Below are 23,063 nucleotides of genomic sequence, written 5' to 3' on the forward strand. Positions count from 1 at the left end.
GTTAAACTGAGGTTAAAAGAAAATTATGATGCGAATCGCGCTCTTCCTGCTCACCAACCTTGCGGTGATGGTGGTTTTCGGGCTCGTGCTAAGCCTGACAGGAATTCAGTCGAGCAGCGTTCAGGGTCTGTTGATTATGGCGCTGCTGTTTGGTTTTGGTGGCTCATTCGTTTCACTCCTGATGTCGAAATGGATGGCACTGAAATCGGTAGGTGGTGAAGTCATTGAGCAACCGCGTAACGATATGGAACAGTGGCTGATGAATACCGTGGCTCAGCAATCGCAGCAGGCGGGTATCGCCATGCCGCAGGTGGCCATTTACCACGCGCCAGATATTAACGCCTTTGCCACAGGTGCCCGTCGTGATGCGTCGCTGGTTGCCGTCAGCACCGGGTTGTTGCAGAACATGAGCCGTGACGAAGCCGAAGCGGTTATCGCTCACGAAATCAGCCATATCGCGAACGGCGACATGGTCACCATGACCCTGATCCAGGGCGTAGTGAACACCTTTGTTATCTTCATCTCCCGTATTCTGGCGCAGATCGCGGCAGGCTTTATGGGCGGGAACCGCGATGAAGGGGAAGAGAGCAACGGCAACCCGCTGATCTATTTCGCGGTTGCGACGGTACTGGAGCTGGTATTCGGTATTCTGGCCAGCATCATCACCATGTGGTTCTCCCGTCATCGTGAGTTCCACGCGGATGCCGGCTCGGCGAAACTGGTTGGCCGTGAGAAGATGATTGCCGCGCTGCAGCGTCTGAAAACCAGCTATGAACCGCAGGAAGCGACCAGCATTATGGCATTCTGCATTAATGGTAAATCAAAATCGCTGAGCGAGCTGTTTATGAGTCACCCGCCGCTGGATAAACGTATCGAAGCGCTGCGCAGTGGTGAATACCTGAAGTAACGCCAAGAAGAGCAATGAGCCGGGCTGGTGATATCCGCCCGGCTTTTTTTATGCCTGTACTCTGGGCTGGGTAATGCGCAGCCCGCTGATGATGGCGGCGAGAGTGGCAAGGGCGCCTGCGGTGAAAAGTGCAACGTGGTTGCCATTTTGCCCGGCAAGATTAAACATCAGCGCGACCAGGGCCGCGCCGGTGCTTTGTCCCAGCAGACGTGCGGTGCCCAACATACCGCTGGCACCACCGCTGCGATGGCGCGGCGCTGAGGTGATGATGGTGTGGTTGTTAGGCGACTGGAACAGACCGAACCCTGCACCGCACAGGATCATGCGCCAGATGATATCCAGATCGGTGGGTGATGAGGGGAGTAGTGCGAGTGCGAACAGCCCCGTGGCCATGACGGCAAGCCCCAGCGCGCCAAGCAATCCGGCGTGGACGCGCTCAATCAAATACCCTGCCAGCGGCGCCATTACCATCGTCGCCAGTGGCCACGGCGTTAACAGCAGTCCGGTCTCGACTTCAGTGCGTCCGACCACACTTTGCAGGAAGAAGGGCAGAGAGACCAGGGCCAGCATCTGGGCGCAGAACGAGCAAACAGAGGTACAAATCGAGAGAGAAAAAAGAGGAATACGCAGCAGGTCGACAGGCAATAAAGGGACAGGGAGCGAGAGCTGGCGGCGTACAAAGAAGAAGCCAATCACCAGCAACGCAATGAGCTCCGCGGCGGTAAGTAAAAGGGACTGACCTTGTGCAAAGCCGCTCAGGGCAGTAATCAGCAGGCCAAAGGTCAGGGCATTCATCACTGCGCTGATAAGGTCAAAGCGTGGCATCGTGCTTTTGGGACCGTTCGCGGGAAGATAGCGCAGAGCAAAGAAGAGGGCCACAATACCCAGCGGTACGTTAATGGCGAATAACCACTGCCAGGACGCGACAGAGAGTATGGCCGCCGCAAGGGTTGGCCCGGCCGCAGACGAGACGGCGACAATAAACGAGTTTATCCCCATACCGCGTCCCAGATGACGCTGCGGATAGATTAAGCGGATCAACGCCGTGTTGACGCTCATCAGTGCCGCCCCCCCAAAACCCTGCGCTATGCGCGCAAGCGTCAGAGTATGCAGCGAATCAGAAAGGGCACAGAAAAGTGAAGTAAAGGTGAACACCAGCAGGCCACATTGATACACCCGTCGGTAACCGAACATATCGCCCAGGAAAGAGAACGAGAGCAGTGAAACCACGATCGCTATCTGGTAGGCATTGACTATCCATATAGAACTGGCAGGGGAGGCATGCAGGTCGCTGGCAATGGTTGGCAGGGCAACGTTAGCGATTGCACCGTCAAGGACGGCCATTGAAATACCGATAACAATCGTGGCGATAGCGCCATACCGCTGGGGCAAAGGCAGGCCATCGGACAGGTTTTTTTCCATTAGGGATGAAAAGCTCAGTGTGAAATTATTCTCAGGGTAACTATTTTAGCATCGTTATTTCAGTTTTATGTCGCAGATTTGTAACGAAGTAAACGAGGATCGATTGCAGGTAACATGACGGGAATTTATAATAAAAACCGGTTCTGATTTTTATAAAACACTCTCTATGAGGTGGTAAATGGCAATTGCAGATTTGGATAAACAGCCAGATTCTGTTTCTTCCGTGCTGAAGGTGTTTGGCATCTTACAGGCGCTCGGAGAAGAGCGTGAAATTGGTATTACAGAGTTGTCGCAGCGTGTGATGATGTCGAAAAGCACCGTTTATCGCTTTTTGCAAACCATGAAGTCACTGGGTTACGTCGCACAGGAAGGCGAGTCTGAAAAGTATTCTCTGACACTGAAACTGTTCGAGCTTGGGGCCCGTGCGCTGCAAAACGTGGATTTGATCCGCAGCGCAGATATCCAGATGCGTGAGATCTCTCGCCTGACCAAAGAGACTATCCACCTGGGGGCACTGGATGAAGACAGCATTGTCTACATCCATAAAATCGACTCCATGTACAACCTGCGCATGTATTCACGTATCGGTCGTCGTAATCCGCTTTACAGTACCGCGATTGGCAAAGTGCTGCTGGCGTGGCGCGATCGCGAAGAAGTGAAGCAGATCCTCGAAGGCGTGGAATATAAGCGCAGTACTGAACGCACTATTACCAGCACTGACGAGTTATTGGCCGTGCTCGACAAAGTACGTGAGCAGGGGTATGGCGAAGATAACGAAGAGCAGGAAGAAGGGCTGCGCTGTATCGGTGTGCCGGTATTTGACCGCTTTGGCGTTGTCATTGCCGGGCTGAGTATCTCTTTCCCGACCCTGCGCTTTTCTGAAGAACGTCTGCATGAGTATGTGGCGATTCTCCATACAGCCGCACGCAAGATTTCTGAACAAATGGGCTATAACGACTACCCGTTCTGATCCTTACGGGCACAAAAAACGCCGCACACAGTGCGGCGTTTTTTATCAGTATCAATCGGGGTGATTAGCCGTTATCAATGACGACGGATGTTTTACGCAGAACCGGGCAGTTGGTTAAACCAATGATCCCGCTGTCTGAATGAATATATTGTGCCGTGCTCATGCCCTGAGCGGTCATGTATTTGCATTGAATCCCTAATCCAGCGGCGTTTTCGGTGCTTCCCACAAGCACGCCATAGCCGGTTAACAGAAGGCCAACCCATACTACGGCCAGTGCAATAATTGTACGAATGATTAAATGCATCATTGCCTCTTTATCTTTGTTGTCATGCAGTAAGCCTAAACGGTTTACTCTATGAAACAAGTGCATGATTCTGAAAACGACCAGATGGCGGTACAGTTAGTCCTTGTTTAAGATAGCCGTGATAACCTGGTTATATCGGGCCTTTAGACGGAGTGTGGAGTGAAAAAAATACGCTGGGTGATTCTGATTATTGTGCTGGTAGCCTGTGTGGTGTTGTGGACGCAGACTATCAATGTGATGTGCGATCAGGATGTACAGTTTTTTAGCGGCGTTTGCGCAATCAATAAGTTTATTCCGTGGTAACACGCATTTTTTCTCAAGGTGATTTCCTTCCTTCACACCAGTGGTAAGATAGACGTTTTTATTGAGGTGGTGAAATGGGTGAGTTACTGAATTCAGGGCTGCTAAATATGGCATCCCTGATGATCTCGTTGGTTGTTCTGCTGGTGGGGCTTGTCATTTGGTTTTTCGTAAACCGTGCCAGTTCCCGTACAAACGAGCAGATCGAACTGCTGGAAGCGCTGCTTGACCAACAAAAACGTCAGAACGCGCTGTTACGTCGTCTGTGTGAGGCTAACGAACCAGAAGAGAAAGAGTCGGCGAAAGACGCGGTTGCTGAAGACAACACTGAGCAGGATGACTTTATCCGCCTGGTGGCTGAGCGTTAATTTGTCTTATCCGGGAGGTGGCTGTGGTCTGGAAAAATCCCTGGTATGACCCCTCCCTGAAACATCACACACCGAACGGTTTTCGTAATACTGACCCCGTCGGGCATCAGCCCGGTGACGTTGATCGCTGGCGAAAAGCGCGCAAAGAAGCTGGCTTACCCCGCCCCCCGGCAAACGGATATGAGGACTTTATCCGCCAGTGGTGGCAGCCGGCAACGCTTAAGCCGCCGCAGGAAAATGGGGTATGGTGGCTCGGACACGCAAGCCTGTTGTTGCACATTGATGGCAACACCCTGCTGACCGACCCCGTTTTTTCTCGCCGCGCCTCTCCCTTACCTTTCCTCGGACCACAACGTAAAACGCCTCCCGCTCTGTCTGTCGAACAGCTCCAGCAACTCGATGCAGTGGTTATCTCCCATAATCATTACGATCATCTGGATGACGCGACCATTCGCCGGATCCTTAAACGCTTCCCCGACGTCACTCTGTTTGTTCCCTTAGGTCTGGCAGACTGGTTTCGCCGCCGGGGGGCAAGACGCATTGTTGAGCTCGACTGGTGGCAGAGTTTCACCTGGCAGGGGATAACGCTGTCCGCCGTACCGGCGCAGCACTGGAGTATGCGCACGCTCTGGAACCGCAATCGCTCCCTGTGGTGTGGCTGGGTGTTTGAAGGGCGGCATCATCGTTTCTGGTTTAGCGGCGACACGGGCTATTCACCTGAACTGCTCCTAATACCGGAAAGGCTGGGTAAAATTGACGCCGCGGCGTTGCCCGTTGGCGCTTATGCACCACGGTGGTTCATGGCCATACATCATATGGATCCGCAATCTGCCGTTGCGTTGTGGCAACAGTTGGGATGCCCACTGGCGTTTCCCATTCACTGGGGCGTGTTTGAACTGGCTGATGAATCGCTTGATGACCCAGTGCGAGAGTTAACTGCAGTCCTCGATAATTTAGCACCGGTTAATAATTCCTTCAGGATACTGAAAATTGGTGAATATTTATCCTTATAAACGAAGCGCTGGATTGTTGCATATATTCTGTATGTCTAAGGTCTAAAGAATGTTTTATTTTTATCGAAACGTTTTGCTTGCCTTGTTTTGATGCAGAGTCATAAAAATTTCATTATTTTGGTGCATAACATTCTTTATTAGCTGGTGCTTTTTAATACAGTTTAGCGTGAAGGATTAACATTGTATTTCCACTGTAACAATACAGGGGCGTTACAATGATTTAAGCATAAGTTTTCACAAATTGTTCTAACTCAATCAATGTAGGGGTTTTTTCTTAGCGGGTTGCTGGACGCACTGGAATGATTGAGCTATGTTAAAAAAGTCTTAGATAACAGCGGTTGTGAAACCAACGGCGAGTCTGTGTAAGTGAGCAGGGCTGTCCATATGTCATGCGCATAATTGTGTAAAAGCATACCGGCACAGTTCGAATTTGTGCGGCGGATCGAGACATGTTTAAAAATGGCTTGCCATATTAAACATAGTGTGTGATAACACGTTTTGGGTCAAACGAGGTACAGTTCTGTTTATGTGTGGCATTTTCAGTAAAGAAGTCCTGAGTAAACACGTTGTCGTTGAATACCGCTTCTCTGCCGAACCTTATATTAGTGCCTCATGCAGTAATGTCTCAGTTTTATCTCAGTAATGCCTGCGGGCTAAGAAAACACTCTAAGGAATTTTGCAAATGGCAAAGATTAAAGGTCAAGTTAAGTGGTTCAACGAGTCTAAAGGTTTTGGTTTCATTACTCCTGCTGACGGCAGCAAAGACGTGTTCGTACACTTCTCTGCAATCCAGGGTAACGGCTTCAAAACTCTGGCTGAAGGCCAGAACGTTGAGTTCGAAATTCAGGACGGCCAGAAAGGCCCAGCTGCAGTTAACGTAACTGCTATCTGATCGAACCACTGCTGACTGAAGCACGTAGTACTTCACTCTCAGACATAAAGCCTCGCATATAGCGGGGCTTTTTTATGTGCCTTATCTTTCAAAATATTACCATCCCCGCTCTTGTTAGTAACTTGTTGCAAAGCTACGAGGTTAGTAGCACTGTTTTCCCTCCCTCTGGCCGTCTTTTCCCGTTAAATCAGGGCGTTGTTTAACAGTCCTGGGGTTCAGGTGAAGAAGAAAATGATAACGACCGCCGGCAATTTCACGCCGGCGCGTTTTGCGCTGCTCTGTTTAGCCATTTTTTGCAGTCTGGCGTTTTTGCTGGGCCGTGTTGCCTGGCTGCAAATTATTAAACCTGATAACCTGGTCAAGCAGGAGGATATGCGATCGCTGCGCGAACTGCCGATTGATGCTCCCCGCGGAATGATCATGGATCGTGAGGGCCGGCCGCTGGCGGTCAGTGTCCCGGTCAGGGCCGTGTGGGCCGACCCAAAAACGGTGCTGGCAAAAGGGGGCGTGGGCTTTGACGATCGCTGGCAGGCGCTGGCGAATGCGTTACATCTCTCCCTGAACACCCTGTCATCACGGATTAACGCGAATCCACTGGGGAGGTTCATCTACCTTGCCCGGCAGGTGGATCCTGCTCAGGCAAAATGGATCGATAAGCTGAATTTGCCGGGTATCAATTTACGCGATGAATCACGCCGTTTTTATCCTGCCGGGCATGTGGCGGCAAACCTGATTGGTTTCACCAATATTGACGGTCAGGGTATTGAGGGGGTGGAGAAAAGTTTCAACACCCAGTTAACAGGCAAGCCGGGCGTCCGGCAGGTCAGGGAAGACCGTTACGGTCGTGTGGTGGAAAATCTGACGGAAGTCGCGCCGGTGCCTGCGCACAATATTCAGCTCAGTATTGATGAGCGCCTGCAAACCATCACCGAAGATGCGCTTGATAACGCAGTGGCCTGGAACAAGGCGGAGTCGGGGGCATCAGTGCTCATTAATATCCCCGCCGGTGAAATCCTCGCGATGGCGAGCTATCCGGATTTCAACCCCAATAACCGCCAGGGCGCGACAATAGACGATTTTCGTAACCGTGCCATCAGCGATACGTTCGAGCCAGGTTCAACCGTGAAGCCGCTTGTGCTGATGACGGCATTGCAACAGGGGCTGGTGCAGCCTGACAGCGTCATTGACACCCATCCGTATATGCTTGACGGGCACCGCATTCGGGATGTGGGTTACTACCCTGAACTCTCGATGACCGGGATCCTGCAAAAATCGAGCGACACTGGCGTATCGCGCCTCTCGCTGGCGATGCCTGTTCAGCACCTGATTGATACCTACCGGAACTTTGGTTTTGGTACAAACACCGGGCTTGGCTTAACCGGCGAGAGCGCCGGTCTGTTACCCCAGCGTAAATACTGGAGCCAGCTCGACAGGGCGACCTTCGCCTTTGGCTATGGCCTGATGGTCACCCCCCTCCAACTGGCGCACGTCTATGCCACCATCGGCGGCTTCGGGCTGGAACGGCCCCTCTCAATTACCCGTATCGATCCACCCGTTATCGGGCACAGAGTCATGCCGGAAGAGATTGCTCATCAGGTCGAGCATATGATGGAGAGCGTTGCGCTGCCGGGCGGGGGCGGCGTTAAGGCTGCGGTGCGTGATTACCGTGTGGCGGTGAAAACCGGTACGGCGAAGAAAATCGATGACAGCGGCAAATATGTCGATAAATATGTCGCCTATACCGCGGGCGTCGCGCCTGCCAGCGATCCGCGTTTTGCGCTGGTGGTCGTGATTAACGATCCTCAAAACGGAGCGTACTATGGCGGCGCCGTCTCCGCACCGGTATTCAGCGAGATTATGGGTAACGTATTGCGTCTTGAGAACGTCAAACCCGATGGTCTGGCGCCTGATTCCTCGCACCTTATCGTCATGCGTTAACCCAGGCGTTTTATACCGGGGCGAATAGCGGTACACTTCGCCCTTTGATTTACGCCCCGGAGCTGCCATGTCCTTCAGTTGTCCCCTTTGCCACGCGCGTCTGACGCGATCAGAAAAAAGTTATGCCTGTCCGCACGGACATCAGTTTGATATGGCGAAAGAAGGCTACGTGAATCTTCTGCCGGTGCAGCATAAGCGCTCGCGCGATCCGGGTGACAGTGCTGAGATGATGCAGGCACGTCGGGCATTTCTCGACGCCGGGCACTATCAGCCACTCAGAGAGGCCGTCGCGCAATTGCTGGAAGATAATCTGACTGACAGTGCAGCAGGCGTGCTGGATATTGGCTGCGGGGAAGGGTATTACACCGCGCGGTTTGCTGAGGTTGCACAAGAGAAGGGCGCGCAGACATTTGGTCTGGATGTTTCCAAAGTGGCTATCCGCGCGGCGGCAAAACGCTACTCCGGCGTGACGTTCTGCGTGGCATCGAGCCACCGACTGCCATTTGACGATGCCAGCATGGATGCGGTTATCCGCATCTATGCGCCCTGTAAGGCGCAGGAGCTGGCACGCGTTATCAAACCGGGCGGATGGGTCATTACCGTCACGCCAGGTCCCCGACATCTGATGGAGCTTAAAGGGCTTATCTATGATGATGTTCGGCTGCATGCGCCACATTCTGAGCAACTGGCGGGCTTTACGCTGAAGCAGGAGCAGACGCTGGCCTACGAGATGAACCTGGCAGGGGAAGAAGCTGTAGCGTTGTTGCAGATGACGCCATTTGCATGGCGGGCGAAACCGGACGTGTGGGAAACCTTAGCGAAGCAAACAACGTTTCGCTGCCAGACAGATTTCAGTATCCACTGCTGGCAGCGCGAAGATTAACCGGCGAAGTGTGCCCAGAGGATCTGGGCACCAATGCCAATCAGCACGATACCGCCCAGGATCTCGGCGCGTTTGCCCAGCAGAGGGCCAATAAACCGGCCAACCATCATTCCCAGCGTCGACATAATCAGCGTGGCACAACCAATGGCCAGCGCGGTCGCAATAATATTGACCTGCAGGAATGCCAGGCCCACACCGACGGCCATGGCGTCGAGACTGGTGGCGATGGCAGTGGTCACCAGCAGCCAGAAACCGTGGCGGTGCTGCGGCTCGTCTTCCTCATCGCCATTGCCACGAAAACCTTCAATCACCATTCGCCCCCCCAGAAATACGAGCAGCACGAAAGCGATCCAGTGGTTCCACTCCAGTATGAACTGGCTTGCCAGCATACCAAGACCCCAGCCGATGAGAGGTGTCAGCGTTTCGATAGCACCAAAGATAAGGCCTGTGCGTAGCGCTTCAGAGAATTTGGGTTTGTGCAGCGAGGCACCTTTACCGATGGAAGCGGCAAAAGCGTCCATGGACATACCGAAAGCAAGAAGAAGGGTTGCGGAGATATTCATTAAAGCGTCCAGACCGGGAGATATCCATATGACACATCACTGCCCCCAGTAAACAGCAGTTGATGTATCTATGGTCTCGCCTGACCGCCTTGCACAAATCTGTGCGGCAAACGGTCCGTACGTGCCACGTTTTTCAACGAGTATGTTGACACGTACATTTCCTGCGAACAGGAAATCAGCTACTCCCCAACGACGGGCGCAACCTTAACATATTTTGAGAATATAAAACAACAATGAAACGGCATTATTTCTCCAAGGTGTTGATAACGATTTTCATTTAGATTTATGCGTGAAAATAACGTTAATAAATATAAGAGAAATGACAGAATAGAATATAGCTTTGGCTATATCAGGTGCGCAAAATAAACGCAGAATATAGCCAAAGCTATGTGGTTAACTTACTGAGTTTTAAGCATAAGTTTGTATATTCTTTCCAGGTCGTCAATATTCTTGACCCGAATAAGCAGCCGGCGTTGCTCTAATTGCATCACCAGTACACCGTCTTCCGATAAATTCATCTCTTTAATACGGTTATATTCTATCCATACATTGGCAAAGAAAAACCCGCAGCTTTTAAAAATGATTTTCGGAACACGGATCCAGAACAGATAAATCGCCATTAATGCCAGCGCACATAATAACCATGTGGTTAATAATGCACCATGACCGGTCACGTTGTTGTATATAAGAATGACGATGAGACCGGCGAAGATAAACGCATCCACGCGGCCGCGTCGCAGAAGGGGCAGGGAGAGCAGCGTTTCGCCGTGGCGGCGGGGCATGATGAACTCGTCATAGATCGCATATGCCAGAAGGGCCACAATAAACAAAACCAGTACGATGTCCGTGACAGTCATTCATCCTCCAGATAAAAAAACCGGGGGCAAGCCCCCGGCGTATTACGTGATGTCTTACAGGCCCAGCAGACCGACAGCGTAGCCCGCGATACCGATGACGAAGAAGCCAACAATGATCCACAGCGGGTTAACTTTCTTACGCAGCAGCCACATACAGGCGAAGGTCAGCAGCAGCGGTACCAGACCCGGCATCAGCTGGTCCAGAATCGTCTGCACGGTGGTAACACGGGTCTGACCATCCTGACCGGTGATGGTGGACACCACCAGCGGGATGTTCACGTGCGTCCACTTGTTAACCAGTGCCCCCATGACAAACAGGCCGAGGATTGACGCCCCCTCAGTCAGTTTCTGCAGGAAGCCGCCGCCCATATCCTTAACGATGTCCACCCCTTTACGGTAACCGTAAGCCACACCGTAGTAACGGGTCAGCAGACGCACCGCGTTGAACAGGATGAAGAACAGCAGTGGCCCAAGCAGGCTTCCGCTCATGGCGATACCGGCACCCAGCGCCGCGAAGACCGGACGCACGGTACCCCAGAAGATTGGGTCACCGACGCCTGCCAGCGGGCCCATCAGACCGACTTTGATACCGTTGATGGCACCATCGTCAATTTCTGCGCCGTTTGCACGCTGCTCTTCCATCGCCAACGTCACGCCCAGAACCGGAGCCGCCACATAAGGATGGGTGTTAAAGAATTCCAGGTGACGCTTAATCGCCTGACGGCGCGCTTCGTTGTTTTCCGGATACAGGCGTTTGATAGCCGGTACCATGGAGAAACAGAAGCCCAGCGCCTGCATACGTTCGAAGTTCCATGAACCCTGAAACAGGTTAGAACGGATGAACACGCCACGAATATCACCCGGAGTGAGTTTTTTCTCGGTGGTAGTTTTTGTCATATCAACCATTTCGCTCACCTGCTAGTCCAGTTCGTTATCGAGATCGTTATTACCAGTAGCCTGCGCTGGGGCACCCGCAACGCGGTTATATTTCGGGCTGAGCTGGATGTAGAGAATCGCCATCACTGCACCAATCACACCCAGCGCAACCAGGTTGAAGTTGGTGAACGCAGCAGTAACGAAGCCGAGGTAGAAGAACGGCATCAGGTAGCCTGCGCGCATCATATTGATAACCATCGCATAACCAACCACCACAATCATACCGCCTGCGATGTTCAGACCGCCGGTGACCACTTCTGGAATGGCGTTCAGCATGCTCTGTACTTCGCTGGTACCGACGGAGATCGCAACGATAACGGCCGGGATCGCGATACGCATCGCCTGCAGGAACAGGGACGAGACGTGGATCCAGGAGAGCGCCGTCAGGTTGCCATTTTCGGCCGCCTTATCCGCCGCGTGCTGGAAGGCCACGGTGATAGTACGCACGATGATGGTCAGTACCTGACCTGCTGCTGCCAGCGGGATGGCCAGGGCAATACCTGCACCGATACTCTGGTGACCGGCAATAACCAGAACCGTAGAAATGATGGACGCCAGCGCGGCATCAGGCGCAACTGCCGCACCGATGTTCATCCAGCCCAGGGCAATCATTTCCAGGGTACCACCGATGATGATCCCGGTTTTCATATCACCCAGAACGGCACCAATCAACGTACAGGCCACCAGAGGGCGGTGGAACTGAAATTCATCAAGTACGGATTCCATACCCGCAATACACGCGACGATGAACACCAGCACAATCTGAAGAGTGGTAATCTCCATTGTACTTCTCCTATTACATAAGCTTTATGTGAAAAACCGGCGCGGGCTTATTTCCCAACTTTACCGATCAGATCCATCATTTTCAGTTTCTGATCCGTGGAAACCTTACGGGCTTCCAGTTCGATACCGCGTGCATTCAGCTTGTTGAATGCCTCGATATCTTTCGCATCGACTGAAATGGCGTTGTTGACCTGCGTTTTGCCCTGACGGAATGCCATACCACCAATGTTTACGGAGGTAATTTTCACGCCGCCTTCAACCAGGCGTTCAACGTCTGTCGGGTTTGTGAACAGCAGCATCACGCGCTCGCCCGCATATTTCGGGTTGTTATAAACGCGGATCATTTTGGCGACATCCACCACGTGCGCGGTAACGCCAGGAGGAGCAACCTGTGTCAGAAGGGTTTTACGTACGGTATCAGCAGCAACTTCGTCGCTGACGACAATAATGCGTCGAACGTTGGTCTCTTTGGTCCAGCGCGTTGCCACCTGGCCGTGGATTAAACGGTCATCGATACGGGCAAGGCCGATCACCATGTAATCATTCGGGCCCATGGGCTTCGCCGGGGCTGCGGCTTTTGGCGCCGCGGCCACTGGAGCAGGCTTCTCAACCGGTTGTGCTTTCAGCGCTTTCACGCCTTCGCGACCGGTTTCAACTGCCAGAGCGACCAGTTCATCGAAACTCGGATTGTCGTCGCGTGCCATGAAGGTTTCCACCAACATGGGGATATTCACCCCGGCGACAACTTCATAATGCTCTTTATCGACGACAATGCGGCTGGCAGCATTGAACGGACTGCCTCCCCATGTATCAACGAGAAACAGCACGCCTTTGCTGGTATCCAGTTTCTGCAGTTGAGCAGTGTACTTCTCAATCAGCGTTTCAGCGTTTTCACCGGGAACGAAATCGATCCAGCCGACGTTTTCCTGCTCACCCAACAGCATCTCTGCCGTTTTGAGTAACTGCTCTGCAGCCCAACCATGTGTGCCTATGACAATAGCAATGGTCACTTGCTACCTCCTTTTATTATCATTAATACGCCTGCCAGGCAGTCGCACTGTGAATCGTATCTGGCCAACCGAATCGATTCAGAAAAGGGTTAGAGTTAAAAAACTAAGACTTCCGCGAATTATTTTAGATAGTGAAAAAATAATTTATGTGATGAAGATCCGTAATTTAGCTATGGGTTACAGAATTATCTGTAAGGTAAAGCAGCTGTGTTACAGATCTTTGCAAAGGAACGTAAATCTTTGCTAAAAACGCATTGTCTCTGATATGTTTAGCCTCCGTTTAATTGTTCAGGAGTATAGGGCTAAAGCCCACTATATGGACCGTCACCGACGTCAGTCATCCTCCAGGCCATTCCGCGCCTGTTTCACCGGCGATCCTCGCCACGTATCGACTCTGTCTGCCTCTGTTTTGCCCACGTTGAGTGGGGCACCGTTTGGTCATTCCGTTAGCAGGAGCGTTTCATGGAATTCTTAATGGACCCGTCAATCTGGGTGGGATTGCTCACGCTGGTCGTGCTTGAGATTGTTCTCGGCATTGATAACCTGGTGTTTATTGCCATCCTTGCGGACAAACTGCCGCCAAAACAACGTGATAAAGCGCGTCTGATCGGCCTCTCTCTGGCACTGGTCATGCGTCTGGCACTGCTGTCCGTGATCTCGTGGATGGTTACGCTGACGAAGCCGCTTTTTTCCGTCATGGATTTCACTTTCTCCGGCCGTGATTTGATCATGCTGCTCGGGGGGATATTCCTGCTTTTCAAAGCGACGACAGAGCTTCACGAGCGGCTGGAAAATCGCCAGCACGATGATGGACACGGTAAAGGCTATGCCAGCTTTTGGGTCGTGGTACTGCAGATCGTGGTGCTTGATGCGGTCTTCTCGCTGGATGCGGTGATCACGGCTGTCGGCATGGTGAACCACCTCCCGGTGATGATGGCTGCGGTGGTTATCGCGATGGCGGTGATGCTGCTGGCGTCTAAGCCACTGACGCGCTTTGTGAATCAGCATCCGACGGTCGTGGTGCTCTGCCTTAGCTTCCTGCTGATGATTGGTCTGAGCCTGGTGGCGGAAGGTTTTGGCTTCCATATACCAAAAGGCTACCTGTACGCAGCCATTGGCTTCTCGATCCTCATCGAGCTGTTTAACCAGATTGCACGACATAACTTTATCAAGCAGCAGTCTACCCAGCCGCTGCGTGCGCGTACGGCTGATGCGATTCTGCGTCTGATGGGCGGTCGCCGTCAGGTCAACGTGCAGAATGACAATGAAAGCCGTAACCCGGTTCCCGTCCCGGAAGGGGCATTTGTGGAAGAAGAGCGCTATATGATTAACGGCGTGCTCTCCCTGGCCTCCCGCTCGCTGCGCGGCATCATGACCCCGCGCGGTGAAATCAGCTGGGTCGATTCCCGCCTGAGCGTTGATGAGATTCGCCAGCAGTTGCTCTCTTCACCGCATAGCCTGTTCCCGGTATGCCGGGGTGAACTGGACGAGATCATCGGCGTGGTGCGTGCGAAAGAGATGCTGGTGGCGCTGGAAGAGGGGATTAACGTCGAAGCTGTCGCCGCCGCATCACCGGCGATTGTGGTGCCGGAAACGCTGGATCCTATCAACCTGCTTGGCGTCCTGCGCCGCGCACGCGGTAGCTTTGTTATCGTCACCAATGAATTTGGTGTGGTGCAGGGTCTGGTGACGCCGCTCGACGTGCTTGAAGCCATTGCCGGTGAATTCCCGGATGCGGATGAAACCCCGGAAATTGTCTCCGACGGTGACGGCTGGCTGGTGAAAGGCACCACCGATCTGCACGCGCTACAGCACACGCTGGGTCTGGAAAACATCATCAACGATGAAGAGGACATTGCGACTGTGGCTGGGCTGGTTATTGCCGTTAACGGACAAATCCCGCGGACCGGCGATATCATTGAACTGCCTCCGCTGCAGATCACGATAATCGAAGCGAATGACTATCGCGTCGATATGGTGCGCATTGTTAAAGAGCAGTCAGCCCACGACGAAGAAGAGTAACTGAGCCTAGCGTAACGGCATCAGCGGAACGATATGCCCGTTACGCGGTGCTGGCGGAGACGAACTCTCCGCCAGCCATTGCGGAAATTCCCTCAGCGGCATAGGCTGCGCAAACAAAAATCCTTGCAGTACCTCTACCCCGTGATGACGCAAATACCGCGCCTGCTCGGGCGTTTCTACCCCTTCAGCCACCAGCTCAATGCTAAGCCGTTGTCCGAGCGCAATGATGATGTCCGTCACCGTGGAGTTCACGGCATCAGTGCCGATAGCGCTGGTAAAGGACTTATCAATTTTCAGCACGTCCGGATGCAGCTTTTCCAGCCACGAGAGTGAGCTATTGCCGGTGCCAAAATCATCAATGGCCAGCTTCACGCCCTGACGGTGTAACTCTCTTACAATGCGATAATCCACGTCCTGCAGCGCGTCACGCTCCGTCAGCTCCACAATCAGCTGCTGGGTGGGATGCGCACTGAACCAGTAGCGGTTCAGGTCCTGAATGAGCGTTCCATGCCGGAAATGGCTGGCGGCGGCGTTAATGCCAATGTGGAAGCCGGGCGTTGCCGGAAAATAGCCAATCTGACTCACCGTTTCGTTAATGACGTAACGTGTGAGAGGGATAATCAGGTTGTGCTCTTCGGCGAGCGGAATAAAAACGTCCGGGGAGATCCATCCCTGACGGGGGTTGTTCCAGCGCAGCAGGATCTCCACCCCCACGCATTTCTGCGTGCGGGCATTCAGCAGCGGCTGGCAAAACAGCTCGAATTCACGTGCGGCCAGGCCAAGGTTAATTTCCCAGGTAAAGCTCATGCGGTTCGCGGTCGCAAGCCAGGCGACGTAACCCATCAGCAGACTGAGCATCAGCGCCAGCGGCAGCTGAGAGGGCAAATATATCAACGCCAGCTCGCTGGCTCCCGGGCCACTGATGGTAATGGTGAACGGGAAATGGCTGGATTGCTGGCGCAGAACCCTCTCATCATCGTTTATTGTCAGCGAGTCGGAGACATTTTCACCGTAGCGCAGGTATTTATCCCCTACGGTCAGGGCCACGTCGGTGATAAGCGGGCGCTGTGGCTCCAGCATCAGGCGAGTGATGAGATCGATATTCACAATCTGCATCACCCCATCTTCTCCGCTATCAGAAACCGGATACCACTGGATCAGGATCGGGCTTCCCTTAAGCAAGGATTTATCGGTGGAGAGCACCAGTTTTGTTTCGGCGGAGGGCAGGGCAGGCTGAATCTCTCGCAACGGGACGTCGCGATTGCCGAAAATACTTGAACAGTAAAGGATACCGTCTTTGACCAGTGCAATTGAGCGCACCGTTTGCAGTGAGGCCGCCTGTTTTCGTAACACTAAATGCGCCTGCGAGCAGGGCGCTCCGACCAGCGCCAACAGCGGGCTGCGCCCTTTTTCCAGCGGCAATAAGACGTTATCCAGCACGTTGACGGAGTGCGCCGCAAAGTTCAGGGTGTTTTGCTGATTTACGTTACGCTGTGAAATAAAGCGTATACCCAGCGTAATGATGAGCGTAAAAAGCGCAACCATCACGCAGACGATGACGCGTTTTCGGCGATACTTTTTTATGATCCTCTGTGCTGTTTGCATGGGAGGCCGCCCAATACGCCTTCAGCACCAAAAGCCGAGGCAACACAGCAAGTGTAGTGGGGAAATATTAAGTCGACGAGAAAGGGACAAAAATTCGCCCATCCGTGGAAGATGGGCGAGAGAGGCGTTGAGGCGAAACGGTTAGTCGCACTGCACCTTTATCGCCAGGCCGCCGCGGGAGGTCTCACGATATTTGGCGTTCATGTCTTTACCGGTTTCGTACATGGTCTCGATAACCTTGTCCAGCGAAACGCGTGGCTCGCTGGTACGGCGCATGGCCATACGCGTGGCGTTGATCGCTTTTACCGACGCGATAGCGTTACGTTCAATGCACGGTACCTGCACCTGACCCGCAACCGGATCACAGGTGAGACCGAGGTTATGTTCCATACCGATTTCAGCCGCCACGCAGACCTGCTCCGGGCTGGCGCCCAGCAGCTCTGCAAGACCGGCCGCGGCCATAGAACAGGCCACGCCCACTTCACCCTGACAGCCCACTTCAGCGCCAGAGATTGACGCATTCATCTTGTACAGCGCACCAATCGCCCCTGCTGCCAGGAAGTAGCGAATGTAGATATCAGGCGTTACGGGTTCAATAAAGTGATCGTAGTAGGCCAGTACCGCCGGAACGATACCGCACGCGCCGTTCGTTGGTGCAGTCACCACCCGGCCACCCGCGGCGTTTTCTTCGTTCACCGCCAGCGCAAACATGTTCACCCAGTCGACCACGTTCATCGGGTCGTTAGAGAATTTGTCTGTGGTGACCAGCATACGGCGCAGTGCAGAGGCGCGACGCGGTACGCGCAGTGGCCCAGGCAGTACGCCTTCGGTGTTCATGCCGCGATCGATACAGGCCTGCATGGTTTGCCACACGTTCGCAAAATAGTCTTCAATCTCTTTTTTGCTGTGCAGCGCCAGTTCGTTCTGCATCACCATGCCGGAAAGTGACAGACCGGTTTCATGGCAGTAGTCCAGCATCTCTTTGGCGGACTTGAACGGGTAAGGTACGTTCACATCACCCGTTGTATCTTTGCCGAAGTGTTCCTCATCAACGATAAAACCACCGCCAATGGAGTAATAGGTTTTGCTGTAGATCACTTTGTCGCCGCTAAAGGCGTGGATCTGCATACCGTTTTCATGCAGGGAGAGGTTATCGCTACGAAAACGCATGCCGTCATCATGCGGGAAATCCACTTCATGTTGACCGTTTGCCAGCAGCAGGCGGCCGCGCGTTTCCACGTCGCGGATAAATGCCGGAATGGCATCAATATCTACGGTATCCGGCATATTGCCCGCCAGACCCATAATAATGGCGATATCGGTGTGGTGGCCTTTACCCGTTAATGACAGTGAGCCGTAAACATCCACGGCGACACGGGTAACGCTTTCCAGTAATCCTTTTTCGACCAGATCATCGACGAACTGTTTACCGGCCTTCATCGGGCCAACAGTATGGGAAGACGAAGGGCCAATTCCCACTTTGAACATGTCGAATATACTAATCACTTTCACACTCCTGACAGGGTTACCGGGGTTCCAGTAACGATGTTATAACTGCGCATAGTGTAAGAGGGAAGACCGACCTCGGCTTAACTATTCACATGAATTAAACTAATGGTTAACGATGGTTTTGCTAATAGCGCGACGCCGATCGCAAACCTGGCAGAAGAGGGTGGAATGTAAAGTATAGTCAAGGCTTCAGGCCGATTTGCAGCGCCAGTTCACGAATGATGCCCGCCGTCATGCCCCAGACAAAATAATGCTGATACCAGGACAACCACACCCGGTGCGCATGACCCCGACGCTGGATATCCAGCGGATGATAACGCCCGAGCCGAAGAGCCTCTTCCAGTGGCATCTCAAACACCGCAGACACTTCATCGACGCTGGCGTGATATTGCAGATCCGGTGGGATAATGCCGACCACCGGTGTGACCTGAAAACCGGTCACGCTGTCGACCGGCGGCAGCACGCCAATGATCTCAACCGCTTCAGGCGGAATGGCGACCTCTTCCTGCGCTTCGCGCAGCGCGGCAGCAATCAGCGAGGTGTCAGAACTGTCCACGGCGCCGCCCGGAAAGGCGACCTGACCGGCGTGCTTACGTAAATGTGGCGAACGCTGGGTGAGCAGCAGGCCCGGCTGCTCACGACGGACCACCGGGATCAACACCGCTGCCTGACGTTGATTGAGGGCTTCGCGGCTCACGTTGGGCCGCAAAAGCTGAAAGCGCGACAGAAAATCATCCAGCGTCAGGTTCTCTTTTTCCACCCGTCATTACTCCAGTTGTTTCAGGATACGGTTAACTTTATCAAAGGTTTCCTGATATTCCGCATCGACCTGGCTATCCGCAACAATTCCGCCCCCTGCAGAACAGTACAGATTCCCGTTACAGGCGGTCAGCGTTCGAATGGTGATGCTGGTATCCAGCGTACCGCAGAGACTGATATAGCCAATGCTGCCGCACCAGGCGTTTCGACGATGCGGTTCCAGCTCATCGATTATTTCCATTGCCCGCACTTTAGGCGCGCCGGTTATCGAGCCCCCCGGGAACGCGGCGCGAAGCAGATCGCAGGCCGTGCGCGAGGCGGGCAGTTGCGCGGTAATGGTGCTGACCAGGTGATGCACCGCGGGGAACGGCTCGACGACAAACAGTTCAGGGACACGCACGCTTCCCGGCACGGCGACCCGGCCAATGTCGTTACGCATGAGGTCGACAATCATCAGGTTTTCAGCGCGATCTTTTAACGAGGCCGCCAGTTTTTCCGCCTGCTGGCGGTCGGCAACAGGATCGGCCAGCCGGGGAAGCGTGCCTTTAATCGGTCGCGTCTGAATAGTGCCATCGGCAAGATGAATAAAACGCTCGGGCGAGAGGCTCAGGATAGCGCCCTGTTCCAGGCGCAGAAATGCACTGAACGGTGCCCGGTTACTGGCGTTGAGGCGGGTAAATGCCTGCCACTCATCGCCTTCACAGGTTGCCTGAAAACGCTGGGCAAGGTTGACCTGATAGCAATCACCGCTCTGCAGATAGCCCTGAACCTGCTCAAACTTCGCGGCGTACTCCCGCGCGGTCATGTTGGCGCGCCACGCAGAGGTCAGATGGAAATCCGCTGTCGCGACGGGAACCTGTGCCTCAAGCCAGGCAAGCCGGGCGGACACATCCTGATGGCTGAGCAGAGAGACCGCCTGCTTGTGGTGATCGACGATTATTGCCCAGTCATAAAGCCCCACCGCCATATCCGGCAGCGGAATGTCGTCCTGTGCAGTCTCCGGCAAGGTTTCGAAGCGGCGACCTAAATCATAGCCGAACAAGCCCAGCGCACCTCCCTGGAAGGGAAGGTCGGGATTTTGCGGAACGGTTAAGCCCAGTGCGTCCAGCGCCTGCTGAAGTAATGACAGCGGATCGTCCGTTGAATGCGTTTCGCCCGTCGTAGTCACATTCCCTTGTGTTATCAGGGTCTGCAGAGGGTCGGCGACCAGAATATCAAAGCGGCTATAGGGATGATCCGCATAACCGGAGTGCAGCAACATCGCAAAAGGAAGATGGCTGAGACGGGCAAACCAGAATTCCGCGGCGTCTGAACGCCAGGGTAATGAAATGACTGTAGGGGGTAACGGGTTCATGTGTGGCATACTACCGGGCAGCGTGAAATAATTAGCGCGGATAATTTAGCAGGAGTTGACAATGTTTGCAGGTTTACCTTCTCTGAGCCATGACCAGCAGCAGAAAGCGGTTGAGCGTATTCAGGAACTGATGTCCCAGGGGATGAGCAGCGGACAGGCGATCACGCAAGTTGCTAATGAACTTCGCGCCACCCACACCGGCGAGCGGATCGTGGCGCGTTTTGAGGATGATGAAGAGGAGTAATCCGGCTTAAACCGCCGCGATAATCTTAATTTCGACTTTGTATTCCGGCTTCATCAGCGTCGCCTGTACGGTACACCGTACGGGCGCATGTCCCGCCACAACCCAGGCATCCCAGGCTTTATTCATCGCCGCAAAATCGTCTTTACTGGCAAGAAAAATGGTCGCATCCAGAATGCGTGATTTGTCGCTGCCTTGCTTTTCCAGCACGGCGTCAATCTGCGCCAGCGTATTCGCCGTCTGTTCAAAGGCATCTGCGTCGAGATTTTCCGGTACACCGGTGTAGTAGAGCGTCTGGTTATGGATGACCACATCAGACCAGCGTGCTTCGGCATCAATGCGCACAATTGTCATAAACGTTTCCTCGTTATTTTCATGTCAGTCGGCAAGACTGCCATATTGTGTTCCCCTCGTCACTATTTGGGGTGGCACTGGAGAGGATGGGCTGACATAATCCCTGTGCAAAAATACAGTGAGAGAGCAACGTGGCAGACGATTTTTCCCCAGAAGGTCAGTTAGCACAGGCGATTCCCGGTTTTAAACCGCGTGAACCCCAGCGGCAGATGGCGCATGCCGTGGCCCGCGCAATCGACACCGCGCAGCCGCTGGTGGTGGAAGCCGGTACCGGCACGGGCAAAACCTATGCCTACCTGGCGCCAGCGCTGCGGGCTAAAAAGAAAGTGATCATCTCCACCGGGTCTAAAGCGCTGCAGGACCAGCTTTACAGCCGCGATCTGCCCACGGTCGCCAACGCCCTGAAGTATAAAGGCCGCCTGGCGTTGCTGAAAGGCCGCTCCAACTACCTCTGCCTTGAACGGCTTGAGCAGCAGGCGCTGGCGGGCGGTGATCTGCCGGTGCAGACGCTCAGCGATGTCATTATTCTTCGCGCCTGGGCCAATCAGACGGAGGAGGGGGATATCAGCACCTGCGCGAGCGTGCCGGAAGACTCTCCCGCCTGGCCGCTGGTCACCAGTACCAACGACAACTGCCTGGGGAGCGACTGCCCGCTGTATAAAGATTGTTTTGTGGTGAAAGCGCGTAAAACCGCCATGGATGCGGATGTCGTGGTGGTCAACCACCATCTCTTCCTTGCCGATATGGTGGTTAAAGATAGCGGCTTTGGCGAACTGATCCCGGAAGCGGACGTGATGATCTTCGATGAAGCCCACCAGCTTCCTGACATCGCCAGCCAGTATTTTGGCCAGTCGCTCTCCAGCCGCCAGCTGCAGGACTTAGCGAAAGATTTCACCATTGCCTACCGCACCGAGTTAAAAGATACCCAACAGCTGCAGAAGTGTGCTGACCGCCTGGCGCAAAGTGCGCAGGATTTTCGCCTGCAACTGGGTGAGCCGGGCTATCGCGGTAATCTGCGTGAGCTGCTGGCAGACAAAAATATCCAGCGCGCGCTGTTGCTGCTCGATGATGCCCTTGAGCTTTGTTACGACGTGGCGAAACTATCGCTCGGCCGTTCCGCACTGCTGGATGCCGCCTTTGAGCGCGCCACGCTCTATCGGGCACGCCTCAAACGGCTGAAAGAGATAAACCAGCCGGGGTTCAGTTACTGGTATGAATGCACCTCCCGCCATTTCACGCTGGCCCTGACGCCGCTGACGGTGGCGGATAAATTCAAAGAGGTGATGGCGCAAAAACCGGGAAGCTGGATCTTCACGTCGGCAACCCTTTCGGTGAATGACGATCTACACCACTTTACCGGGCGTCTGGGGATTGAGGAGGCGGAGTCGCTGCTGCTGCCCAGCCCGTTTGATTATGAAAAACAGGCGTTGCTCTGCGTTCCGCGTAATCTGCCTCTGCCTAACCAGCCCGGCGCGGCGCGCCTGCTGGCGGCAATGCTCAGGCCGATGATCGAGGCCAACAACGGCCGCTGTTTTATGCTCTGCACCTCCCACGCGATGATGCGCGATCTGGCGGAGCAGTTCCGCGCCACCATGACTTTGCCGGTTCTGCTTCAGGGTGAGACCAGCAAAGGGCAACTGTTACAGCAGTTTGTCAGTGCCGGTAACGCCCTGCTGGTAGCCACCAGCAGCTTCTGGGAAGGGGTGGACGTGCGGGGAGATACCCTGTCGCTGGTGATCATCGATAAACTGCCGTTTACCTCACCGGACGATCCGCTGCTGAAGGCACGTATGGAAGATTGCCGTTTGCGCGGCGGCGATCCTTTTGATGAGGTCCAGCTACCGGACGCGGTGATCACCCTTAAACAAGGGGTAGGGCGCCTGATTCGCGACACAGACGACCGCGGCGTGCTGGTCATATGCGATAACCGGCTGGTGATGCGCCCTTACGGTGCGACCTTCCTTGCCAGCTTGCCGCCCGCGCCGCGCACGCGGGACATTAAACGCGCGGTTCGCTTCCTGGCAAACCCAACGGCGGAGTAATTTGCCCGTGAGTATGCTAAGATGCGCGCCA

The 23,063-nt window shown here is 54.0% G+C and carries 25 protein-coding genes and 1 riboswitch; of the genes, 13 read left to right on the forward strand and 12 right to left on the reverse strand.

The annotated features are described in order from the left end of the window. Window positions 1-25: 25 nt before the first annotated feature. Window positions 26-907, forward strand: coding sequence for a protease HtpX (gene htpX / locus ACMVME_RS09250; RefSeq protein WP_014170610.1), 882 nt, complete (start codon window positions 26-28; stop codon window positions 905-907). Window positions 908-955: 48 nt separating this feature from the next. On the opposite strand, the gene ACMVME_RS09255 is transcribed toward htpX, so the two are convergent. Further along, window positions 956-2,329, reverse strand: a complete 1,374-nt coding sequence (locus ACMVME_RS09255; protein ID WP_068794731.1) for an MFS transporter — start codon at window positions 2,327-2,329, stop codon at window positions 956-958. Between the two features lie 178 nt (window positions 2,330-2,507). On the opposite strand from ACMVME_RS09255, the gene kdgR reads away from it, so the two are divergent. After that, window positions 2,508-3,299, forward strand: coding sequence for a DNA-binding transcriptional regulator KdgR (gene kdgR / locus ACMVME_RS09260; RefSeq protein WP_014170608.1), 792 nt, complete (start codon window positions 2,508-2,510; stop codon window positions 3,297-3,299). 64 nt (window positions 3,300-3,363) lie between these two features. On the opposite strand, the gene ACMVME_RS09265 is transcribed toward kdgR, so the two are convergent. Next, window positions 3,364-3,603, reverse strand: coding sequence for a YobH family protein (locus tag ACMVME_RS09265; protein WP_020883418.1), 240 nt, complete (start codon window positions 3,601-3,603; stop codon window positions 3,364-3,366). Window positions 3,604-3,762: 159 nt separating this feature from the next. Between ACMVME_RS09265 and mgrB the strand changes: the two genes are divergently transcribed. From mgrB to rlmA, 7 genes are all read left to right on the forward strand, one after another. Next, window positions 3,763-3,906, forward strand: coding sequence for a PhoP/PhoQ regulator MgrB (gene mgrB, locus ACMVME_RS09270; protein WP_014170606.1), 144 nt, complete (start codon window positions 3,763-3,765; stop codon window positions 3,904-3,906). A 74-nt stretch (window positions 3,907-3,980) separates the two neighbouring features. Beyond that, window positions 3,981-4,271, forward strand: coding sequence for a YebO family protein (locus tag ACMVME_RS09275; RefSeq protein ID WP_014170605.1), 291 nt, complete (start codon window positions 3,981-3,983; stop codon window positions 4,269-4,271). Between the two features lie 23 nt (window positions 4,272-4,294). After that, on the forward strand, window positions 4,295-5,284 hold the full coding sequence (locus tag ACMVME_RS09280) for an MBL fold metallo-hydrolase (RefSeq protein WP_068794730.1): 990 nt from the start codon (window positions 4,295-4,297) through the stop codon (window positions 5,282-5,284). Window positions 5,285-5,810: 526 nt separating this feature from the next. Beyond that, entirely contained in the window at window positions 5,811-5,927 is a 117-nt protein-coding gene (locus ACMVME_RS09285) for a DUF2627 domain-containing protein (protein WP_032611517.1), read from the forward strand. A gap of 39 nt (window positions 5,928-5,966) precedes the next feature. Next, window positions 5,967-6,176, forward strand: a complete 210-nt coding sequence (cspE, locus tag ACMVME_RS09290; protein ID WP_001062678.1) for a transcription antiterminator/RNA stability regulator CspE — start codon at window positions 5,967-5,969, stop codon at window positions 6,174-6,176. A 231-nt stretch (window positions 6,177-6,407) separates the two neighbouring features. Then, window positions 6,408-8,114 (forward strand): peptidoglycan glycosyltransferase FtsI, encoded by a 1,707-nt coding sequence (gene ftsI, locus ACMVME_RS09295; RefSeq protein WP_414743412.1) that lies wholly within the window; start codon window positions 6,408-6,410, stop codon window positions 8,112-8,114. Between the two features lie 67 nt (window positions 8,115-8,181). Then, the gene (gene rlmA, locus ACMVME_RS09300) at window positions 8,182-8,997 is read left to right on the forward strand and encodes a 23S rRNA (guanine(745)-N(1))-methyltransferase (protein WP_068794729.1); all 816 of its coding nucleotides are present in this window, start codon (window positions 8,182-8,184) and stop codon (window positions 8,995-8,997) included. Here rlmA and mntP read toward each other — a convergent pair. The 5 genes from mntP to manX all read right to left on the reverse strand — a co-directional run bounded on the left by mntP (window position 8,994) and on the right by manX (window position 13,146). After that, window positions 8,994-9,560, reverse strand: a complete 567-nt coding sequence (mntP, locus tag ACMVME_RS09305) for a manganese efflux pump MntP (protein WP_014170601.1) — start codon at window positions 9,558-9,560, stop codon at window positions 8,994-8,996. The two genes, rlmA and mntP, sit on opposite strands and share 4 nt — an antisense overlap. 10 nt (window positions 9,561-9,570) lie before the next feature. Further along, window positions 9,571-9,760: riboswitch (yybP-ykoY riboswitch) on the reverse strand. Window positions 9,761-9,958: 198 nt separating this feature from the next. Further along, the gene (locus tag ACMVME_RS09310) at window positions 9,959-10,417 is read right to left on the reverse strand and encodes a DUF986 family protein (protein ID WP_414743413.1); all 459 of its coding nucleotides are present in this window, start codon (window positions 10,415-10,417) and stop codon (window positions 9,959-9,961) included. Window positions 10,418-10,471: 54 nt separating this feature from the next. Further along, on the reverse strand, window positions 10,472-11,323 hold the full coding sequence (locus tag ACMVME_RS09315) for a PTS mannose transporter subunit IID (RefSeq protein WP_006810994.1): 852 nt from the start codon (window positions 11,321-11,323) through the stop codon (window positions 10,472-10,474). Between the two features lie 12 nt (window positions 11,324-11,335). Further along, the gene (manY, locus tag ACMVME_RS09320; RefSeq protein WP_414743414.1) at window positions 11,336-12,136 is read right to left on the reverse strand and encodes a PTS mannose transporter subunit IIC; all 801 of its coding nucleotides are present in this window, start codon (window positions 12,134-12,136) and stop codon (window positions 11,336-11,338) included. 47 nt (window positions 12,137-12,183) lie between these two features. Then, a complete protein-coding gene (gene manX, locus ACMVME_RS09325; RefSeq protein ID WP_014170598.1) occupies window positions 12,184-13,146 on the reverse strand; it encodes a PTS mannose transporter subunit IIAB in 963 nt (320 codons plus the stop codon). Between the two features lie 316 nt (window positions 13,147-13,462). Between manX and ACMVME_RS09330 the strand changes: the two genes are divergently transcribed. Together ACMVME_RS09330 and yoaE are read left to right on the forward strand one after the other, a co-directional pair. Further along, on the forward strand, window positions 13,463-13,621 hold the full coding sequence (locus ACMVME_RS09330; RefSeq protein WP_370874538.1) for a protein YoaL: 159 nt from the start codon (window positions 13,463-13,465) through the stop codon (window positions 13,619-13,621). After that, window positions 13,609-15,168: a CNNM family cation transport protein YoaE gene (gene yoaE / locus ACMVME_RS09335; protein WP_014170597.1), complete on the forward strand. Its 1,560-nt coding sequence runs from the start codon at window positions 13,609-13,611 to the stop codon at window positions 15,166-15,168. Before ACMVME_RS09330 ends, yoaE begins: the two co-directional genes overlap by 13 nt. A gap of 6 nt (window positions 15,169-15,174) precedes the next feature. Here the strand turns inward: yoaE and ACMVME_RS09340 are convergent, their stop codons facing one another. The 4 genes from ACMVME_RS09340 to pabB form a co-directional block, all read right to left on the reverse strand. Beyond that, window positions 15,175-16,773: an EAL domain-containing protein gene (locus ACMVME_RS09340; RefSeq protein WP_251858745.1), complete on the reverse strand. Its 1,599-nt coding sequence runs from the start codon at window positions 16,771-16,773 to the stop codon at window positions 15,175-15,177. A 141-nt stretch (window positions 16,774-16,914) separates the two neighbouring features. Then, on the reverse strand, window positions 16,915-18,279 hold the full coding sequence (gene sdaA / locus ACMVME_RS09345; protein WP_032680789.1) for an L-serine ammonia-lyase: 1,365 nt from the start codon (window positions 18,277-18,279) through the stop codon (window positions 16,915-16,917). Between the two features lie 184 nt (window positions 18,280-18,463). After that, entirely contained in the window at window positions 18,464-19,042 is a 579-nt protein-coding gene (locus ACMVME_RS09350; RefSeq protein ID WP_223399061.1) for a CoA pyrophosphatase, read from the reverse strand. A 6-nt stretch (window positions 19,043-19,048) separates the two neighbouring features. Next, window positions 19,049-20,395, reverse strand: coding sequence for an aminodeoxychorismate synthase component 1 (gene pabB / locus ACMVME_RS09355; protein WP_251858744.1), 1,347 nt, complete (start codon window positions 20,393-20,395; stop codon window positions 19,049-19,051). Between the two features lie 61 nt (window positions 20,396-20,456). On the opposite strand from pabB, the gene ACMVME_RS09360 reads away from it, so the two are divergent. Next, window positions 20,457-20,639: a YoaH family protein gene (locus ACMVME_RS09360; RefSeq protein WP_020883426.1), complete on the forward strand. Its 183-nt coding sequence runs from the start codon at window positions 20,457-20,459 to the stop codon at window positions 20,637-20,639. A 6-nt stretch (window positions 20,640-20,645) separates the two neighbouring features. On the opposite strand, the gene ACMVME_RS09365 is transcribed toward ACMVME_RS09360, so the two are convergent. Further along, window positions 20,646-20,990 (reverse strand): RidA family protein, encoded by a 345-nt coding sequence (locus ACMVME_RS09365; RefSeq protein WP_014170591.1) that lies wholly within the window; start codon window positions 20,988-20,990, stop codon window positions 20,646-20,648. A 131-nt stretch (window positions 20,991-21,121) separates the two neighbouring features. On the opposite strand from ACMVME_RS09365, the gene ACMVME_RS09370 reads away from it, so the two are divergent. Beyond that, complete coding sequence (locus ACMVME_RS09370) at window positions 21,122-23,032, forward strand: ATP-dependent DNA helicase (protein ID WP_014170590.1); 1,911 nt, start codon at window positions 21,122-21,124, stop codon at window positions 23,030-23,032. Window positions 23,033-23,063 lie beyond the last annotated feature (31 nt).

It is taken from the genome of Enterobacter cloacae complex sp. 2024EL-00711, from assembly GCF_047529885.1.
Taxonomy (GTDB): Bacteria; Pseudomonadota; Gammaproteobacteria; order Enterobacterales; family Enterobacteriaceae; genus Enterobacter; species Enterobacter ludwigii.

What these genes read in the sequence shown, in the direction of transcription:
- ACMVME_RS09275 (WP_014170605.1), top strand. Translation starts at nt 3,981, where the DNA reads ATGGGTGAGTTACTGAATTCAGGGCTGCTAAATATGGCATCCCTGATG.
- rlmA (WP_068794729.1), top strand. Translation starts at nt 8,182, where the DNA reads ATGTCCTTCAGTTGTCCCCTTTGCCACGCGCGTCTGACGCGATCAGAA.
- mntP (WP_014170601.1), bottom strand. Translation starts at nt 9,560, where the DNA reads ATGAATATCTCCGCAACCCTTCTTCTTGCTTTCGGTATGTCCATGGAC.
- ACMVME_RS09330 (WP_370874538.1), top strand. Translation starts at nt 13,463, where the DNA reads ATGGACCGTCACCGACGTCAGTCATCCTCCAGGCCATTCCGCGCCTGT.
- cspE (WP_001062678.1), top strand. Translation starts at nt 5,967, where the DNA reads ATGGCAAAGATTAAAGGTCAAGTTAAGTGGTTCAACGAGTCTAAAGGT.
- pabB (WP_251858744.1), bottom strand. Translation starts at nt 20,395, where the DNA reads ATGAACCCGTTACCCCCTACAGTCATTTCATTACCCTGGCGTTCAGAC.
- ACMVME_RS09255 (WP_068794731.1), bottom strand. Translation starts at nt 2,329, where the DNA reads ATGGAAAAAAACCTGTCCGATGGCCTGCCTTTGCCCCAGCGGTATGGC.
- ftsI (WP_414743412.1), top strand. Translation starts at nt 6,408, where the DNA reads ATGATAACGACCGCCGGCAATTTCACGCCGGCGCGTTTTGCGCTGCTC.
- ACMVME_RS09365 (WP_014170591.1), bottom strand. Translation starts at nt 20,990, where the DNA reads ATGACAATTGTGCGCATTGATGCCGAAGCACGCTGGTCTGATGTGGTC.
- ACMVME_RS09340 (WP_251858745.1), bottom strand. Translation starts at nt 16,773, where the DNA reads ATGCAAACAGCACAGAGGATCATAAAAAAGTATCGCCGAAAACGCGTC.
- ACMVME_RS09310 (WP_414743413.1), bottom strand. Translation starts at nt 10,417, where the DNA reads ATGACTGTCACGGACATCGTACTGGTTTTGTTTATTGTGGCCCTTCTG.
- yoaE (WP_014170597.1), top strand. Translation starts at nt 13,609, where the DNA reads ATGGAATTCTTAATGGACCCGTCAATCTGGGTGGGATTGCTCACGCTG.
- ACMVME_RS09285 (WP_032611517.1), top strand. Translation starts at nt 5,811, where the DNA reads ATGTGTGGCATTTTCAGTAAAGAAGTCCTGAGTAAACACGTTGTCGTT.
- ACMVME_RS09315 (WP_006810994.1), bottom strand. Translation starts at nt 11,323, where the DNA reads ATGGTTGATATGACAAAAACTACCACCGAGAAAAAACTCACTCCGGGT.
- ACMVME_RS09265 (WP_020883418.1), bottom strand. Translation starts at nt 3,603, where the DNA reads ATGCATTTAATCATTCGTACAATTATTGCACTGGCCGTAGTATGGGTT.
- manY (WP_414743414.1), bottom strand. Translation starts at nt 12,136, where the DNA reads ATGGAGATTACCACTCTTCAGATTGTGCTGGTGTTCATCGTCGCGTGT.
- htpX (WP_014170610.1), top strand. Translation starts at nt 26, where the DNA reads ATGATGCGAATCGCGCTCTTCCTGCTCACCAACCTTGCGGTGATGGTG.
- kdgR (WP_014170608.1), top strand. Translation starts at nt 2,508, where the DNA reads ATGGCAATTGCAGATTTGGATAAACAGCCAGATTCTGTTTCTTCCGTG.
- ACMVME_RS09360 (WP_020883426.1), top strand. Translation starts at nt 20,457, where the DNA reads ATGTTTGCAGGTTTACCTTCTCTGAGCCATGACCAGCAGCAGAAAGCG.